A 16,219-nucleotide genomic window follows, 5' to 3' on the forward strand; every position below is an offset into this window, starting at 1 on the left:
TGGGGTAGCCAGTGCTTCTGAAAACCTTCGGCTGGTCGTTCGCGGTCACCGCGATCGGCCTGGTCGCAGCGGTGTTCTACGGGGGGTGGCAGGCATTCGGCATCGTCGCGATCCTGTCGATCCTCGAGATCTCGCTGTCCTTCGACAACGCGGTGATCAACGCCGGGATCCTGAAGAAGATGAATGCCTTCTGGCAGAAGATCTTCCTCACCATCGGTGTGCTCATCGCCGTCTTCGGTATGCGGCTGGTCTTCCCCGTCGTGATCGTGGCCGTCAGCGCGCAACTGGGTCCGATCGAGGCAATCGACCTCTCGTTCAACGACCCTGACAGGTACAAGGAACTCGTGACGGACGCCCATCCGTCGATCGCCGCCTTCGGTGGCATGTTCCTGCTCATGATCTTCCTGGACTTCATTTTCGAGGACCGGGACATCCAGTGGCTGCGCTGGATCGAGCGCCCGCTCGCCAAGCTCGGCAAGGTCGACATGCTGTCGGTCTGCGTCGCCCTGATCGTCCTGCTGGTCTCGGCCATGACCTTCGCGACCCACGCCCACCAGCACGGCGGCGGACACGCCGACAAGGCGTCGACCGTCATGCTCTCCGGCATCGCGGGTCTGATCACCTACCTCGTGGTCGGCGGTCTCTCCGGATTCTTCGAGAACAAGCTCGAAGAGGAGGAGGAGCGCGAGCAGGAGGCCGAGGAAGAGGCCAAGAAGGCCGGCAAGCCGGTCTCCGGGGTGCTCCTCGCGGGCAAGGCCGCGTTCTTCATGTTCCTCTACCTCGAGGTCCTCGACGCGTCCTTCTCCTTCGACGGTGTCATCGGCGCCTTCGCCATCACCAACGAGATCGTGCTGATGGCCCTCGGCCTCGGTATCGGCGCCATGTACGTCCGTTCGCTCACCGTGTACCTGGTCCGCCAGGGCACCCTGGACGACTACGTCTACCTGGAGCACGGCGCGCACTACGCGATCGGCGCCCTCGCGGTCATCCTCCTCGTCACCATCCAGTACGAGATCAACGAGCTCATCACCGGTTCCGTCGGGGTCATCCTCATCGGCTGGTCCTTCTGGTCCTCGGTGCGCCGCAACAAGGCCATCGAGGCCGCCGGCGGCTCCGATTCCAAGGCGGAAGTCTCCTCCGGGGTGTGACCCGGTAGGGATTGAGGAACGCTCTCTCTGCGGGGCGGCCCACAGCGGCGGTTCTCCGGGAACACCCGGACCCGGCCCGGTGGCCGCCCCGCAGTGACGTGCGGGGCGTGTGCGGCGTGTGAGCCGTGCACGTGGGGTCGGGCGGTACTACCGGGACACATGTGGGGGTTGGGATGGCCTTCTGGGACGGCCTGTTCGCGGGACGGGCGGCACAGTTCGAGTCGGGTAACTCCGCGACGAACTCCATCGTGCTCTCCCGGCGCAACGCGACGGTCTCGCTCACCAAGCAGGGCGCGCTGTCCGGCAATCTGCGCGTCAACCTGTCGTGGCGGATGCGTACGTCGGACATCGGGGGCAGGTCGCGGCAGAGCGGCCGACTGCTGCGCCCGCTGAAGCTCTTCCAGCCCGACGTCGTCCAGGCCCACACCCAGGGCATGGTCAACGTCGACCTGGACCTGGGCTGCATGTACGAGCTGAAGGACGGCACCAAGGGCGTCGTACAGCCGCTGGGCAACCTCATCGGCGATCTGAACAGCGCGCCCTACATCAGGCTCAGCGGGGACGACCGCTTCGGTGCGCCGTCCGGCGAGACCGTCTATGTGAACCTCGACAAGCGCGACGAGATCAAGCGTCTGCTCTTCTTCGTCTACATCTACGACCAGACCCCGGCCTTCGACCGTACGCACGCCAAGGTGACGCTCTATCCGGGCAACGGCCCGCGCATCGAGATCGAGCTGGACGAGCGCGCCCCGCAGGCACGCTCCTGCGCGGTGTTCACCGTGGACAACACCAAGGGCGAGCTCGTCGTGCGCCGCGAGGTGAAATTCGTGTACGGCTTCCAGTCGGAGCTGGACCGGATGTACGGCTTCGGCATGCAGTGGGGACGCGGCTACAAGACGCGGGCCTGAGTGCCTGCCATGAAGGGCCGCCGTAGCGCCGGTTCAGGACCGGAGGAACTGCGGGCCCTGCGGGGGGAGCACGAAATTCGGGTCGGCGGCGTGCGCCGCCGCCGCTGCGGGCTGGGGATAGCCGTAGGCGGGCCGGGCCGCCGCCGAGGGCTGCGGGTAGCCGTAGGCGGGCTGAGGGGCCCCGGTGGGCTGCTGCGGGTAGCCGTAGGCCGGCTGGGGCGCCACGGACGGCTGCGGGTAGCCGTACGAGGGCTGCTGGTGCTGGATCGTGGCTTGGCTGTCGGGCGCGGTCTGCGGGGCGTGCGCCTGGGTGGCATCGGGAGCGGGCGGGAAGGACGCCTGAGCGTCGGGCGCGGGCTCGGCCGGGGGGCCGGGCTCGGAAGCCGCCTCCGCCTCGTCCACCGAGATCCCGAAGGCGGTGGCCAGCCCGATGAGGCCCGTCGGGTAGCCCTGGCCCACCGCGCGGAACTTCCAGCCGTCGCCCCGCCGGTACAGCTCGCCGCAGATGACCGCGGTCTCCTCGCCGGTCTCCGCCCTCACGTCGAAGACCGCGAGCGGCTCACCGTCGGCCGACGCCGCGTCGTACAGCGATATGCGCAGATCACGCACCTGCTCGAACGGCGCCTCGTCGCAGGAAGCGGCGATGACCACCTGGTCCACGGACGGGTCGAGCGCGGAGAGATCCGCCTCGATCGTGTCCGTGAGGCCCTCGGGCGCACTGCGCTTGGGAAGCCGCCGCACGAGACCCGAGGGATGGCGCGGCTGGTTGTAGAAGACGAAGTCCTCGTCGGAACGCACCCGTCCGGAGGAACCGAGCAGCAGGGCGGAGGCGTCCACATCCGGGACCCCGGCGCCCGGGGTCCAGCGCAGCACGGCCCGTACGGCCATGGCGTCGAGAGGGACGTTCGAGCCCTTCAGCATCGCGTGCGTCATGGCGGTCATCCTGCCTGCTGGTGGGGCGCGCGGACAACGCGGGGGTGCGAACCAGTAGGCCAGGACGTGTTCGCGCGGGGCACGCAGGCGCGCCGCGAGGGCTGTGAGATACCCGACGTACCTCACAGCCCGCAGGGCACGCAGCGGCGCCGCGAGGGCTGTGAGATACCCGACGTACCTCACAGCCCGCAGGGCACGCAGCGGCGCCGCGAGGGCTGTGAGATACGTCGGGGTTACCCGAAGTTCATACGGGTGGGGAACCTCCGACACCTGTCCGAACGTACTATTACCGGCCACACGTTGTCCGGTCTATCAGGCAGTACGGGGGAATCACATGCGTCATTTCGGGCACATCTCGCCCGCTGTCCGGGAGGGTCTGTTCTTCAGGGAGCCGTGCGAATTCAGCGCGGACTCCCCCTCCCGCATGCTGTCGGCGGCGCTCGGCGCCACCCTCTACAGCCCCGCGACCCGGCCCAGGCTGGCCGACGACGTGATCAAGCAGGCCGGGCTCGGAGTCGTCTCCATGGTGCTCTGCCTGGAGGATTCCATCGACGACGCCGAAGTGGTCGGGGCCGAGGCCAATCTCGTCCGGCAGTTCGCCGACCTGGAGACGCGGGCCGTCGATCTGCCGCTGCTCTTCATCAGGGTCCGTGAGCCGGATCAGATTTCCGACCTCGTGCGGCGGCTCGGAAGCTCCGTCCGATTGTTGTCCGGATTCGTACTTCCCAAATTCACCGAAGAGCGGGGAGAGCTGTTCCTGGAAGCCCTCACCGCGGCCGAAGCGGACAGCGGACACCGGCTGTTCGCGATGCCCGTGCTCGAATCACCCGAGCTGCTGCACCTGGAGACCAGGGGCGAGACCCTCCAGGGAATCGCCCGCACCGTCGACAAGTACCGCGAGCGGATCCTGGCGCTGCGGCTCGGCGTCACCGACTTCTGCTCCGCCTACGGTCTGCGCAGGGCGCCCGACATGACGGCGTACGACGTCCAGATCGTCGGCGCCGTCATCGGGGACGTCGTCAACGTGCTGGGCCGGGCGGACGGCACGGGCTTCACCATCACCGGACCGGTCTGGGAGTACTTCCGCCTCCAGGAGCGCATGTTCAAGCCCCAGCTGCGCCGCAGCCCCTTCATGGGGCAGGCCGAGGAACTGCGCACCACGCTCATCGAGCACGACCTCGACGGACTGCTGCGCGAGATCGAGCTCGACCGGGCCAACGGACTGCTCGGCAAGACCTGCATCCACCCGTCCCACGTCCTGCCCGTGCACGCGCTGTCGGTCGTCAGCCACGAGGAGTACAGCGACGCGCAGGACATCCTGCGGCCCGAGCGGGGCGGCGGCGGAGTGCTGCGTTCCGCCTACACGAACAAGATGAACGAGGTGAAGCCGCACCGTGCCTGGGCCGAACGGACCCTCCAGAGGGCCGAGGTCTTCGGTGTGGCACAGGAGGACGTCGGCTTCGTGGAGCTCCTGGCCGCGGGCGTGACGGACTGAACGCGTCGACGGGCGGACGGGGCCGCCGCCCCACGGGTGAGCCCGCCGGGCGCACGACCGACCGGATGACCGACAGGGTGGCCGACCGGACGACCGGGCGGACACGGGAAGAAGAGGCAGTGGACGTGGAGTGGTCGGGTAACTGGGTCGCGGGGCGGCTCGGGGTCGAGCTCGCCGGTGACGGGGAGATCCGGGAGCTGCTGGGCCTCGCCCTGCGCCGCAACCCGAAGCGGGCCCATCTGCTCGTGTCGAACGTCCTGGGCAAGCACGTGCCCCAGCGGCCCTCCGTCGTCCACGGCGCGGGGTTCGAGCTCGGGGAGCGGGTGCGCCATCTGCTCGGCGAGGCCGAGGCCCGCCGCGCCGTCGTCCTCGGTTACGCGGAGACCGCCACGGGCCTCGGCCACGCCGTCGCGGACGGCATCGGCGTCGCCCCCTACCTCCACTCGACCCGCCGGCCGGTCGACGGGGTCGCCCAGGCCGGCGGCTTCGAGGAGGCGCACTCGCACGCCACCTCGCACCTCCTGCTGCCCGAGGACCCGGACCTGCTGCGGAGCACCGGGGACGGCGCACCGCTGGTCCTGGTCGACGACGAGTTCTCCACCGGCAACACCGTGCTCAACACCATCCGCGCCCTCCACGCCCGCTACCCCCGTGACCGGTACGTCATCGTCGCCCTGGTGGACATGCGGTCCGAGGCCGACCAGGGCCGCCTGGCCGAGTTCGCCGAGGAGATCGGCGCCCGCGTCGACCTCGTCGCCCGCGCCCGGGGCACCGTGGTCCTGCCCGACGGCGTCCTGGAGAAGGGGCGGAAGCTGGTCGCCGAGCAGGAGGCCGCCGCTTCGGAGAGCGAGCCTCCCGCCCCGCGCTCCGCCCCCGTGCGGGTCGCCGTGGACTGGCCGGCCGGAGTGCCCGACGGCGGACGCCACGGCTTCACCCCCGTCCACCGCGCGGCCCTCGAAGCGGCGCTGCCGGACATGGCCGCCCGTATCGCCGACGCCCTGGGCGACGCCCGCAGGGTGCTCGTCCTCGGCTTCGAGGAGCTGATGTACGCGCCGCTGCGGCTCGGCACCGCGCTGGAGGGCGCCACCACCGCCGAGGTCCGCTACTCCACCACCACCCGCTCGCCGGTCCTCGCCGTCGACGACCCGGGCTACGCCATACGCAGCCGCCTCGTCTTCCCCGCCCACGACGACCCCGCCGACGGGCCCGGCGACCGTTACGCCTACAACGTCGCGGGCGCGGGCTTCGACGCCGTCGTCGCCGTCGTCGACTCCGCGGCCGACACCCCCGCACTGCACGCCCCCGACGGACTGCTGGCCCGGCTCGCGGGGCACACCGACCGGGTGCTGCTCGCGGTCGTCCCGTCGTACGTCCCGTCGCGCGCCTCCCGCACGGATGCGCCGTCGACCTCCGGCACGGCCTCGTCGCAGACCTCCCGCACGGCCTCGTCGCCGCCCTTCCACAGGCAGGAAGCCGCCATGCTGCCCGAACCCCTCAGGGGCCCCGCCTTCTCCTCCTACGCCGCGGAAGACGTCGGCTGGCTGCTCCAGGACCTCTCGGACACGGCCCTGGAGGCCCCGACAGAGGAACGGGAGGAGGCCATCCAGAGCGGCGGCGCCCACTACGCCGAGTCGCTGCCCGTCGAATACCAGCCCAGCCCGCAGTACCAGGAGCTGTTCAAGGCCGCCCTGGAGACGTCGGCGGCCCGTATCGCCCGCGCCGTCGGCACGGTCACCGAGACGATCCTCGCCGAACACCCCGCCTCCCGGCTCCGCTCGGAGGGCAGGCCCCCCGTCCTGGTCTCCCTCGCCCGCGCCGGTACCCCGGTCGGGGTCCTCATGCGCCGCTGGGCGACGCACCGCCACGGGCTCGACCTGCCGCACTACGCCGTCTCCATCGTCCGGGGCCGGGGCATCGACGCCAACGCCCTGCGCTGGCTGGCCGCCCACCACGATCCGGCGGACGTCGTCTTCGTCGACGGATGGACGGGCAAGGGCGCCATCACCCGCGAACTCGCCGCCGCGCTGGAGGAGTTCGAGGGCTTCAGTCCGGAGATCGCCGTACTGGCCGACCCGGGCGGCTGTGTGCGGACGTACGGGACGCGCGAGGACTTCCTCATCCCGTCCGCCTGCCTCAACTCCACGGTGTCCGGGCTGATCTCCCGTACGGTGCTGCGCTCCGACCTGGTCGGCCCGCACGACTTCCACGGGGCGAAGTTCTACCGCGAGCTGGCAGGCTCCGACGTCTCCGGGCTGTTCCTCGACAAGGTCGCCGCCCGCTTCGACGAGGTCGCCGACGCGGTGGACGCCGAGGCCAAGGAACTGCTCGCGGCGGACCGCGCCCCCACCTGGGAGGGCTGGGCCGCCGTCGAACGGATCAGCGAGGAGTACGGCATCCACGACGTCAACCTGGTCAAGCCGGGCGTCGGCGAGACGACCCGGGTGCTGCTGCGCCGCGTCCCCTGGAAGATCCTGGCCAAGCGGGGCGCGGGCGCGGACCTCGACCACGTACGCCTGCTCGCCGAGCAGCGCGGGGTACCGGTCGAGGAGGTCGACGAACTCCCGTACACGTGCGTCGGGTTGATCCACCCGAAGTACACCCGTGGCGCGACGGGCGTGGACGGCACGGCGGTGACGTCGAAGTGAGCGGGACGACGAGCACCCCTGCGAACACCGGTGCGGCCGATGGCTCCTCCGCTTCCTCGGTGGCCGCGCCAGCCGCCGTCCCCGCGGAGGCTCCGGAGACCACTCCCACGGTCGCCCTCGCGGCGGCTCCGGAGGCCGCTCCCGTAGCCGTGTCCTCGGCCGCTCCCGTGACGCTGGTGGCCAGCGATCTCGACCGCACCCTCATCTACTCCGCCGCGTCCATGGAGCTGTCCATGCCGGACGAGCGGGCCCCGCGCCTGCTCTGTGTGGAGGTGTACGGCCGGGCGCCCCTCTGCTACATGACGGAGACGGCCGCCGCCCTGCTCGACGAGCTGGCCCGCACCACGGTGTTCGTACCGACCACCACCCGGACCCGCGAGCAGTTCGGCCGCATCCACCTGCCCGGCCCCGCCTCCCGTTACGCGATCTGCGCCAACGGCGGACACATCCTGGTCGACGGCGTCTCCGACCCGGACTGGCAGGCGCAGGTGGTCCGCAGGATCGCCGACGAGTGCGTCTCCCTCGCCCAGGTCCGTGCCCACATCCTGGCCACGTCCGACCCTGCCTGGCTGCTGAAGGAACGGGTCGCCGAAGAGCTCTTCGCCTACCTCGTCGTCGACCGGGCGGCCCTTCCCGAGGGCTGGATGAAGGAGCTTGCGGCCTGGGCGGACCCCAGGGGCTGGACCGTCTCCCTCCAGGGCCGAAAGATCTACGCCGTGCCCAAGCCGCTCACGAAGAGCGCCGCGATGGCCGAGGTGGCCCGTCGCACCGGCGCCACGAGGACGCTCGCCGCCGGTGACTCGCTCCTGGACGCGGACCTGCTGCTCGCCGTCGACCGGGCGTGGCGCCCGGGACACGGTGAGCTCGCGGACAGCGGCTGGGGGGCGCCCAACACCGAGGTGCTGCGGGAGCGGGGCGTCGCGGCGGGCGAGGAGATCCTGCGCCGCTTCCTGCGCGCCGCCGACGCGCGTCCGGCGGGTCACTGAGCACCCCGCAGCGATCTTCGGCAAGCTGGGCGGGCCGCAGCGACCGGAGGAGAGCCGCATGACCAAGGGCAACGACACCAAGATCACAGACGAGCTGTACGCCTACGTGCTGGCCCACAACCCACCGCTGGACCCGGTGCAGCGCGAGCTCGTGGAGACCACCTACGCGGAGCTCCCCGGCCGCGCGGGCATGCAGTCCGCGCAGGAGCAGGGACCGCTGCTGGCCTTCCTCGTCCGGCTGACGGGGGCCCGGCACATTGTGGAGGTCGGCACCTTCACCGGTTTCTCGGCACTGTCGATGGCCCAGGCGCTGCCCCTGGACGGGCAGCTGATCGCCTGCGACATCTCCGAGGAGTGGACGGCGTACGGCCGCGACGCATGGGAGAAGGCGGGCGTCGCCGACCGGATCGACCTGCGGATCGCGCCCGCGCTGGACACCCTGCGCGCGATGCCGGCCGAGCCGCACATCGACATGGCCTACCTGGACGCGGACAAGGGGAACTACATCCCGTACTGGGAGGAGCTCGTCCCGCGCATGCGTCCGGGCGGGCTCGTCGTCACCGACAACGTCCTCTTCCACGGGAGCGTCACCGACCCGGAGGCCACCGGTGCCGGTGCGGCCATCAAGGAGTTCAACGAGCACGTGGCCGCCGACGGCCGGATGGAGAGCGTGCTGCTGACCGTGGCGGACGGCCTGACGCTCTCGCGCCGGAAGTGACCCGCGGGCTGGCTCGCGCGCGAGGGCTCGCGGGCGGGGGTTCGCGGGGCGGGCGGTGATGTCCATGCCGGAGGCCCCGCGCCGGAGGTCCTGCGCGGGTGGTGATGCCTCCGGATGCCTCCGCCGGGTCAGCCGCAGCAGCCGCCCCCGCAGCACCCGCCGCCGCCCGACGACGGGGCAGGAGCGGCCGACGAGGCCGAGCCGCCCACGGCCACGGCGGAGAGCAGCTTCACGGTGTCCTCGTGCCCGGCGGGGCAGGAGGCGGGAGCGGAGGACTCGGCCATGGGACGGCTGACTTCGAACGTCTCGCCGCAGGAGCGGCAGCGGTACTCGTAACGAGGCATGGCCCCAGATTAGAGCCTCTTCCCCTTCACGACCCCGGGCACGACCTCGGGCATCGGAGTGCGCGCGAGACGCTCCTCCCTCGCGACCTCTTCCGGGTGGCGGGCCCGCCAGTACGGATTGTCGTGCGGCAGCCCGCCGGTGACCCTCCCGTACATGCCGAACATCATCAGCAGGAGCCCGACCACGAAGCTGAAAAGCACGTTCTGCATCTGGAAGGCCAGGAAGTTCAGACCGGTGTCCAGCAGGGCCAGATTCACGAAGCCACTGGCGATGAAGAGGACCCCGAGGACCATGTTCAGGGTCGAGGCGAAGTTCCCGCCGATGACCATGCCGACGAAGAGCAGCAGCCCGACACAGATGGACAGGATGCTCAGCGCGCCGTTGGTGTTGAGGCCCGCGACGGTGTCACCGCCGGTGTCGAAGAAGCCGATACGGTCGATGAGCCCCAGGATGCCGAAGACGACGAGCAGCAGGCCCATCAGGCCCGCGCCGACGCGGTAGACCTTGCTGAGCCGGTGGTCGACGGGCAGGTGCTCGTCGAGCAGGGGGACCTTGCGCGGGGCGTCCTTGCGACGTCGGCCCGTGGGGTGCAGAACGTGTACGGCCATGACGGCCTCCTCCGGACGCTTCAGCGGAAGCCGCTGCGTAACTCCAGGATCGGCCCACGGGACGCGGGGGACAAATGGGACTGCTGAGGTGCCGGTGACGAGAGGGCCGGGGCGCTGCCTCGGACGGGCCGCCCACTCGCCGGGTGCGGGCGCGGGTGGGGGGCGTCTCCGAGCTACGGTGCGGGCTTCAGGTGCCGCCCGATCGCGCCCGATCGCCGAGCAGGCTCAGGCCCGGATGGTGCGTCTCCGAGCTACGGGGTGGACTTCAGACGCCGCCCACCCGCCGAGCAGGCTCAGGCCCGGATGCGTGCGTCTCCGAGCTACGGGGCCGGCTCAGGCAGGGCCTCCGCCGAGCTCCTCGCGTATCGCGGAGACCACCCGGGTCACCGTCTGCCGCACCGCCTCGGTCTCCGTGAGGAAGTGCCAGTAGTCGGGATGGCGCCCGTCGAGCCCCTCGATCGCCCGGTCGAGCCGCGCCACGGCGTCGTCCAGCGGGCGGGCATGGCGCGGATCGGGCGTGTTCCGCCCCGCCATGGCGAGGCGCTGGGCGTCCCTGATCGCGAAGCGCGTGCGGTCGATCTCCGCCTGCGGATTCTTGGCCACCGCGTCCAGCTGCCGCAGCCGGTCACCGGCGGCGGACACCGCCTCGTCGGTGGTGTTGAGCAAGGCGCGGACCGTGCTCAGCCGGGACGTGGCATCGGCCCAGCGCTGCTCACCGCGTGCCTCGGCGGCCTCCGCCAGCTTGGCCTCGGCCTGCCGGACATTGGCCGCGGCCTGCTCGGGAACCGGCTGGAGGTCCTGCCAGCACGCGGCCGAGAAACGTCGCCTGAGCTCGCTGAGCACCGGCTCGACCTGCCCGGCGCGTGTCGTCAGCGCCTGGGCCCGGGTGCGGAGCGACACCAGTCGGCGGTCGATCTCGGAGGCGCGCTCGGGAAGCCGGGCCGCCTCCGCCCGCACCGCCTCCGCATCCCGCAGGACCTGATCGGCACGCTGCAGCGTCTCGGCGACGCCGTGCTTCCCCGCGCCCTGGTTGAGCTTGGTCAGCTCGGGGGCGAGCGCCGCCAGCCGTGCCGCGAGATCGTCCGCCCGCATGCCCGACGCGCGCACGGCGTCCAGGGCATTGCTCGCGGCGAGCAACGCCTGCCGGGCGCGCTCCACAGCGGGAGCGAGCCGCGCGAGCTGGGTCTCCGCACTGCCGAGCAGCGGCCCGAGACCCTGGGCGAACCGGTCGAGCTCACCCTTCACCCGTACGAGGTCGTCCTTGGCCCGGGTCAGCTGGGTCCGCGCACCGGCGGCGGCGGAGGGCTCCAGATCGTCCCGGTCGAGATCGTGGGCGTCGACGGCGGTGATGTAGGCGTGGCTGACCTCGTCGATGCGCCGGCCCAGCGCGTCGAAGTCGTCGACCGCCTTGCGGGCACGGGGCGAACTGTCCACCGCGGTGATCGTCTCGATCGAGATCTTCAGATCACGCTGCGCGGTGTCCAGGTCGTAGAACGCCGCAGCCGCGGCATCCTTCGCCGCCTGCGCGTCGGCCCGCTGATTCTCCCCACGACCGCCGAACCACCGCCGCGTACCCCCGCCGGCGAAGGCGGACGGAAGCACGGCGGCCATCACGGGCACCGGCAGCAGCATCAGCACCAGGACGTCCCTGACGGCGGAACCAACACTCGCTTTCGCCTGCGGCCGCGTGTGTGTCGCCGTCACATCCCTCTCCCGTGCCGATTCGCCCTGCCCGGTTCATTCTCCCACCAGTTAGGACGAACACACGGGCCGGTTAGTTCGCACTTCGGACAGTGACTTCCCCGTTGTCGCTGCGTGCCTTCACCACGTGCCCGCTGGAGTCGCTGCGCGGCACGTCCACGCGCACGTCACCGTTGTCGGCATGGGCGGACACCGCGTACGTGCTCCTGCCCGCCGGCAGGCCGATGGTGATGCTCCCGTTGTCACTGACCGTGTCCACCAGATCGGGCACGGTCTCGAACCCGAGCTCGACCGACCCGTTGTTCGCACGGGCGATCACGGAGCTCCCGGAGACCCGCTCGGCCTCGATGGTGCCGTTGTCGCTGTGCAGCTCCAGCGGCCCGGAGACGTCACGCACCACGACCCCGCCGTTGTCCGCGGAGATCTTCAACGGCGCGGCGAACCCGGCCGCGGTGACCCTCCCGTTGTCCCCCCGCACGCTCAGAGCCAGCCCCCGGGGCACCTTCACCTCGTGGTGCGACTCACAGTTGCTGATCAAGGCCCGGCACTTCACATCGAGCTTCAGGGTGTCCCCGTCCAGCCTCCACACGGGGTCCGGCCCGCTGCCCAGCACCACCCACCCGTCGACACGGCGGGTGACCTCGATCTGATCGATGTCGGCGGGCACGAGATCGAGGGACGAGTTCTCGGCGTCGATGGTGAGCGTCTTCCCACTGAAGGCGAACGACTTCTGCTCGCTGGGAGCACCCTCCGCATCCGCACTGCCACAACCACTGAGCGCCGCGACGAGAACCACGGCCCCACTGGCCGCCAGGAGTACGTCGGTGCGTCGTGTACGGATGGCCATGATGTCGAGTCCCCCTGAGTGCGCTGCCGATGTGCCCCCACCGTATGTACGACCCCACCCCCGGAACGATCCGGACGGCTACCGTCTCCGGGGTGGGGCTATCCCCCGTACGCACCCCGGAGGCACCCTGAGGCCGGGGGAGCAGCGGGCCGGACAACCGGATTGCCGCCGGGGGGCGTGGGCCATGTAACCTGTTGCCTCATCCACGGGTGCGTAGCTCAGGGGTAGAGCGCTGCTCTTACAAAGCAGATGTCGGCGGTTCGAAACCGTCCGCGCCCACCAGCACAAAGGCCCCTCGCCGATCACGGCGAGGGGCCTTTGACGGTTGAGGGTGACGGCAGTGCCACCTTCGGTACGAGAATGGCCCAACACCAGTTCTCTTTAACGCACCACCCAGGCCAGCCGCAGGGGGTAGCGTGACAGCGCGAAGTGCCTTCGTAAGGCCAGCCCGTCTCATGCGACGACGCGGACGGGCTGACGGCGTTGCGGCAGGCCTCACGGAAGGCTGCTTGCGGTGAAGCTATTTATGGATGAGTCAGGAAACGGAAACGCCTCTCAACCGTTGATCGTTGGTGCAGTTGAGCTAAGCGAAGATGCGGATGCGGTAGAGAAGAGAATTCGAGACCTGCATAGAAGTCTATGCGCGAAGAGTAGTATGTTCGGTTTTAATAGCTTCGAGAAATTTCGCGAGAACGGCTTTCATAGTTCAACCGATCCGCGAGAGGTGTCCAGTCGATTTGTAGAATTGATGGGAAGCATATTTTTTCGGTCGCATATGGTTACTACCGATCGAACGCGCTTTCCCGACAGGGCGGAACCCGAGCTAATTGAGCTTATGTATGTGAAGTTGTTGAGTGATCTATCGATCAAGCATCGCCATGAGGCGGAATTGCTTTGCTATGTAGAGCAGAGCGAGGATATGCGGTCAATTATTCGGCGGCTCCCTGATGGTGTGCTCAAGCGATCCCGTAAAACGATCGGGAAAGTGACGCAACTGCCGGATCTGAATATTGTGATGGTGACTAAGCAGGATTACATGTCGACGGCCATCATCGACTACGTCATGGCGGCCGTAAGTAGGTGGCTCAAAGCGGGCTGCACCACCAGTCCATCAGATTATGTCTATAGGTCATTTCGTGAGATTGAGGCATCCATCTCGATCCTCTACTCACTTGAGCGTGGTCGGATCTCCAGTCGAAAGGACCCCCTTCATTGACGTGTGATATCCTCGCGTGCGAGGTAGGGCTGCGGTCAACTTTGTGCGCGAGTTCGCGTGCGTTGGATGATAGCTCTTGCACGGGAGTGTGGCCCTACCTCGTGGCTCCCCATCGTAGGGGGAGTAATGCCGTACTCGATTGACAACCTGGCGGAGCAAGCCGGCGTGTCGGTTGAACTTCTGGAACATCTGTCTTCGAGTCTCCCTGCAGGCGCAGGACGCCTCTATGTTCAGCGGGTGCACCGCAAGAGGCACGGCGGAGTACGAGAAATTTTCAAGCCGAGGATGGATTTCCAGTTCGTCAATAAGAATTTGCATCGGAGCTTTATAGGGCTGCTCCCTTACGAGGCTCCTGATCATGTTCACGGATTTGTTCGTGAGCGTTCTGCCGTCAGTAATGCTAGGCAGCACCTGGCAAAAGCATGCGTGTTGCGCATGGACCTTGAGGATTTCTTTCCGTCCATCAGAGCGGAAACCGTAAAGGTCTCGTTGATGGAGCAGGGTTACGAAGATAAGGCTGCGGGCGTAGCTGTCAATCTCGTCACTATCGGCGGCAAGTTGCCAATTGGGCTCAGTACATCGCCATTCCTGTCTAACCTCGCCTTCCTGGACACGGACCGCTCCCTTGCCGAATACGCAAAGTCAGAGGGTCTATCGTTCACGCGTTATGTGGATGATCTCGCATTCTCTGGTGATGTCACTGACCGGCACGCAGTGGATGTCGCTCGCATTCTAGACGATGCTGGTTGGTCGGTAAATACGCGCAAGACCGCTTTCATGCGTCGCGGCGGCCCGCAGTATGTTACTGGGCTATACGTCGGAGAATCAGACGGGCCGCGAATTCCGCGCAGGGTGAAGCGGAAGATGCGATGGGTCTTGCACGTGATATCGAAGTTCGGTTACGACGCTTACATGATGGAGTTTGGCGGCTCTGGCGAGGGGATGACTCGTCGTCGTTTGATGGGTTGGGCATGTTATATCGCTGCCGTCGAGCCGGAAGTGGGTTTTCCACTGCTGCGGGAACTTGATGCGCTGGTTCCGGACGAGGATGAAGAGGATCTGGATTACCTAGAGATCACCACGTAGCCGGTGACGAGGTCTCTGCGTTGCTCGACTCCACCAGTCGAGGGGAGTCGCCGTTCCCTCCTTGGAAGGTCGGCGACTCCGCTCCTCTCGCTTCGTGCGCTCCTCTCACTTCGTGCGCTTCAGGAGCCGGTCCATGTGGCCCATTGCCTCCCGCCGATGTTCGTCAGAGACGTGGGTGTAGATGTTCATGGTGACGGCGATCTGTGAGTGCCCCAGGATTTCCATCACGACCCGCGCCGGCACGCCCGCGGCGAACAAGAGCGTCGCACACCCGTGCCGGGCGTCGTGCAGCCGGATCCGGGGGAGCCCGGCCACCTCCGTAATGCGCTGGAATGAGCGGCTCAGGTTCATCGGCTCTACTGTGCGGCCCGTACGGGTCGTGAAGACGTAGTCAATGCCGAGCCAGTCCGCTCCCGCCGCGTCCCGCTGCGCGGCCTGTCGCAGACGCTGCCAGCGCAGCGGCGGCACGCACATCAGGGGGAGGGGAATGACGCGGCTACGGCGGTTTTTCGTGGAGTCCGCGTACAGCTCGTTCTGCACCCGCTGGATCTGGTTCCGCACGGTGAGGGCGCGGCGCTCCAGGTCGATGTCCGACCAGCGCAGTCCGAGCACCTCCCCGCGGCGCAACCCGAGGGCGACGGCAAGGACGAACGCGGCGTAAAGCGCGTCCCCCCTTGCCGTCTCAAGGAAGGTCATGGTCTGTTCCAAGTCCCATGGTTTCAACTCCCGCTGTTCCACGCGGGGGGCGGGAACGAGTTTGGCCACGTTCCGGCTGATGAGTTCCTCCCGGCATGCGGCGCTGAGAGCACTGCGCAGGACTCGGTGCGACTCCTTGGCCGTGGCCGGCGACGCCTGGGTGGAGACGATGGCGAGCATTCGGCGTACGTCGGCCGCTCCCAGGTTCTCCAGGCGCTTGGTCCCGATGTTCGGGATCAGGTAGAGGCGGACGTGAGTTTCGTACTTGGCGTACGTCGTCTTCTTGCGGTCGTCCTTGACGAACTGCTCCAGCCAGTACGGCAGCCACTCGGAGAGCCTGGCCGAACGGGTGGGCGTCGGGACGCCCTGGCGGTCACGCAAGACGAGTTCCTGCCGCTTGGTGTCGCACTCATCCCAGGTGCTGCCGTAGACGGTCTTGCGCTTGCTTGTGCCGTCGGGCTGGGGGACGTAGACGCGGGCTTCGTAGCGGCCGTCCTTGCGCCGCCAGATGCTGCCGGCGCCGTTGGGGTTCCTCTTCTTCGGTGCCATCAGGCGGCTTCCTCCAGCTTGGTTTCCATGAACGTGCGGAGAGATTCGGCGGGGATGCGGCGGGCTCGGCCGATGGTGATGCTCGCCAGCTCTCGCGAGCGGATGAGGTCGTAGACCTTGAAGCGGCTGAGTCTGAGGGCGTCCATGACTTCGGGAACGGTGAGTGCTCTGTGCGTGGTGGGCAGCGGGGTGGTCACCGGGGCTCCTCGGATCGTCCGAGTGGGGCGATGGGCCGGGATTCCGTGACAGAACTGACAGAACCTCGCCGCTAGCCCGCTGACCTGCAATTTCGCCGGTTTTTGGCCGCGTGACAAAACCTCTAAAAACTCTGACAGAAC

15 protein-coding genes and 1 tRNA gene are annotated in these 16,219 nt (G+C 68.4%); 9 read left to right on the forward strand and 7 right to left on the reverse strand.

The window, feature by feature from the left end; all coding sequences use genetic code 11:
* Positions 1–11: 11 nt before the first annotated feature.
* Complete coding sequence (locus tag AMK10_RS10465) at positions 12–1,148, forward strand: DUF475 domain-containing protein (RefSeq protein ID WP_073747247.1); 1,137 nt, start codon at positions 12–14, stop codon at positions 1,146–1,148.
* Positions 1,149–1,321: 173 nt separating this feature from the next.
* Positions 1,322–2,056, forward strand: coding sequence for a TerD family protein (locus AMK10_RS10470; protein ID WP_073747249.1), 735 nt, complete (start codon positions 1,322–1,324; stop codon positions 2,054–2,056).
* Positions 2,057–2,089: 33 nt separating this feature from the next.
* On the opposite strand, the gene AMK10_RS10475 is transcribed toward AMK10_RS10470, so the two are convergent.
* Positions 2,090–2,998, reverse strand: coding sequence for a TerD family protein (locus AMK10_RS10475; protein ID WP_073747251.1), 909 nt, complete (start codon positions 2,996–2,998; stop codon positions 2,090–2,092).
* Positions 2,999–3,323: 325 nt separating this feature from the next.
* On the opposite strand from AMK10_RS10475, the gene AMK10_RS10480 reads away from it, so the two are divergent.
* The 4 genes from AMK10_RS10480 (at position 3,324) to AMK10_RS10495 (ending at position 8,833) form a co-directional block, all read left to right on the forward strand.
* Positions 3,324–4,484 carry an HpcH/HpaI aldolase/citrate lyase family protein gene (locus tag AMK10_RS10480; protein ID WP_073747253.1) on the forward strand — a complete coding sequence of 387 codons (1,161 nt, stop codon included), beginning with the start codon at positions 3,324–3,326 and terminating at the stop codon, positions 4,482–4,484.
* Positions 4,485–4,549: 65 nt separating this feature from the next.
* Positions 4,550–7,129: a phosphoribosyltransferase gene (locus AMK10_RS10485; RefSeq protein ID WP_241839514.1), complete on the forward strand. Its 2,580-nt coding sequence runs from the start codon at positions 4,550–4,552 to the stop codon at positions 7,127–7,129.
* Between the two features lie 221 nt (positions 7,130–7,350).
* The gene (locus AMK10_RS10490; RefSeq protein ID WP_382564215.1) at positions 7,351–8,115 is read left to right on the forward strand and encodes an HAD family hydrolase; all 765 of its coding nucleotides are present in this window, start codon (positions 7,351–7,353) and stop codon (positions 8,113–8,115) included.
* A 58-nt stretch (positions 8,116–8,173) separates the two neighbouring features.
* Positions 8,174–8,833, forward strand: a complete 660-nt coding sequence (locus AMK10_RS10495; protein ID WP_073747257.1) for an O-methyltransferase — start codon at positions 8,174–8,176, stop codon at positions 8,831–8,833.
* Between the two features lie 128 nt (positions 8,834–8,961).
* On the opposite strand, the gene AMK10_RS10500 is transcribed toward AMK10_RS10495, so the two are convergent.
* The 4 genes from AMK10_RS10500 to AMK10_RS10515 all read right to left on the reverse strand — a co-directional run bounded on the left by AMK10_RS10500 (position 8,962) and on the right by AMK10_RS10515 (position 12,334).
* On the reverse strand, positions 8,962–9,177 hold the full coding sequence (locus tag AMK10_RS10500; RefSeq protein WP_073747259.1) for an FmdB family zinc ribbon protein: 216 nt from the start codon (positions 9,175–9,177) through the stop codon (positions 8,962–8,964).
* Positions 9,178–9,186: 9 nt separating this feature from the next.
* On the reverse strand, positions 9,187–9,786 hold the full coding sequence (locus AMK10_RS10505; protein WP_073747261.1) for a DUF4383 domain-containing protein: 600 nt from the start codon (positions 9,784–9,786) through the stop codon (positions 9,187–9,189).
* Between the two features lie 333 nt (positions 9,787–10,119).
* On the reverse strand, positions 10,120–11,490 hold the full coding sequence (locus AMK10_RS10510; RefSeq protein ID WP_073747263.1) for a hypothetical protein: 1,371 nt from the start codon (positions 11,488–11,490) through the stop codon (positions 10,120–10,122).
* Between the two features lie 70 nt (positions 11,491–11,560).
* Complete coding sequence (locus AMK10_RS10515) at positions 11,561–12,334, reverse strand: DUF4097 family beta strand repeat-containing protein (protein ID WP_073747265.1); 774 nt, start codon at positions 12,332–12,334, stop codon at positions 11,561–11,563.
* Positions 12,335–12,541: 207 nt separating this feature from the next.
* Here AMK10_RS10515 and AMK10_RS10520 point away from each other — a divergent pair.
* The 3 genes from AMK10_RS10520 to AMK10_RS10525 all read left to right on the forward strand — a co-directional run bounded on the left by AMK10_RS10520 (position 12,542) and on the right by AMK10_RS10525 (position 14,636).
* A tRNA-Val gene (locus AMK10_RS10520) sits at positions 12,542–12,616 on the forward strand.
* 232 nt (positions 12,617–12,848) lie between these two features.
* A complete protein-coding gene (locus AMK10_RS37300) occupies positions 12,849–13,550 on the forward strand; it encodes a DUF3800 domain-containing protein (RefSeq protein WP_143194947.1) in 702 nt (233 codons plus the stop codon).
* A gap of 126 nt (positions 13,551–13,676) precedes the next feature.
* Entirely contained in the window at positions 13,677–14,636 is a 960-nt protein-coding gene (locus tag AMK10_RS10525; protein ID WP_158070869.1) for a reverse transcriptase family protein, read from the forward strand.
* Positions 14,637–14,741: 105 nt separating this feature from the next.
* Here the strand turns inward: AMK10_RS10525 and AMK10_RS10530 are convergent, their stop codons facing one another.
* Together AMK10_RS10530 and AMK10_RS10535 are read right to left on the reverse strand one after the other, a co-directional pair.
* Positions 14,742–15,881, reverse strand: a complete 1,140-nt coding sequence (locus AMK10_RS10530) for a tyrosine-type recombinase/integrase (protein WP_073747269.1) — start codon at positions 15,879–15,881, stop codon at positions 14,742–14,744.
* The gene (locus AMK10_RS10535) at positions 15,881–16,078 is read right to left on the reverse strand and encodes a helix-turn-helix domain-containing protein (RefSeq protein ID WP_073747271.1); all 198 of its coding nucleotides are present in this window, start codon (positions 16,076–16,078) and stop codon (positions 15,881–15,883) included. Before AMK10_RS10535 ends, AMK10_RS10530 begins: the two co-directional genes overlap by 1 nt.
* Between the last annotated feature and the right edge of the window lie 141 nt (positions 16,079–16,219).

Origin of the sequence: Streptomyces sp. CB02058 (assembly GCF_001905505.1) — a bacterium.
Classification (GTDB): Bacteria; Actinomycetota; Actinomycetes; order Streptomycetales; family Streptomycetaceae; genus Streptomyces.

Coding starts and splice junctions, on each gene's coding strand:
- AMK10_RS10470 (WP_073747249.1), top strand. CDS start 1,322: ATGGCCTTCTGGGACGGCCTGTTCGCGGGACGGGCGGCACAGTTCGAG.
- AMK10_RS10475 (WP_073747251.1), bottom strand. CDS start 2,998: ATGACCGCCATGACGCACGCGATGCTGAAGGGCTCGAACGTCCCTCTC.
- AMK10_RS10480 (WP_073747253.1), top strand. CDS start 3,324: ATGCGTCATTTCGGGCACATCTCGCCCGCTGTCCGGGAGGGTCTGTTC.
- AMK10_RS10485 (WP_241839514.1), top strand. CDS start 4,550: ATGACCGACAGGGTGGCCGACCGGACGACCGGGCGGACACGGGAAGAA.
- AMK10_RS10490 (WP_382564215.1), top strand. CDS start 7,351: ATGGAGCTGTCCATGCCGGACGAGCGGGCCCCGCGCCTGCTCTGTGTG.
- AMK10_RS10495 (WP_073747257.1), top strand. CDS start 8,174: ATGACCAAGGGCAACGACACCAAGATCACAGACGAGCTGTACGCCTAC.
- AMK10_RS10500 (WP_073747259.1), bottom strand. CDS start 9,177: ATGCCTCGTTACGAGTACCGCTGCCGCTCCTGCGGCGAGACGTTCGAA.
- AMK10_RS10505 (WP_073747261.1), bottom strand. CDS start 9,786: ATGGCCGTACACGTTCTGCACCCCACGGGCCGACGTCGCAAGGACGCC.
- AMK10_RS10515 (WP_073747265.1), bottom strand. CDS start 12,334: ATGGCCATCCGTACACGACGCACCGACGTACTCCTGGCGGCCAGTGGG.
- AMK10_RS10525 (WP_158070869.1), top strand. CDS start 13,677: ATGCCGTACTCGATTGACAACCTGGCGGAGCAAGCCGGCGTGTCGGTT.
- AMK10_RS10530 (WP_073747269.1), bottom strand. CDS start 15,881: ATGGCACCGAAGAAGAGGAACCCCAACGGCGCCGGCAGCATCTGGCGG.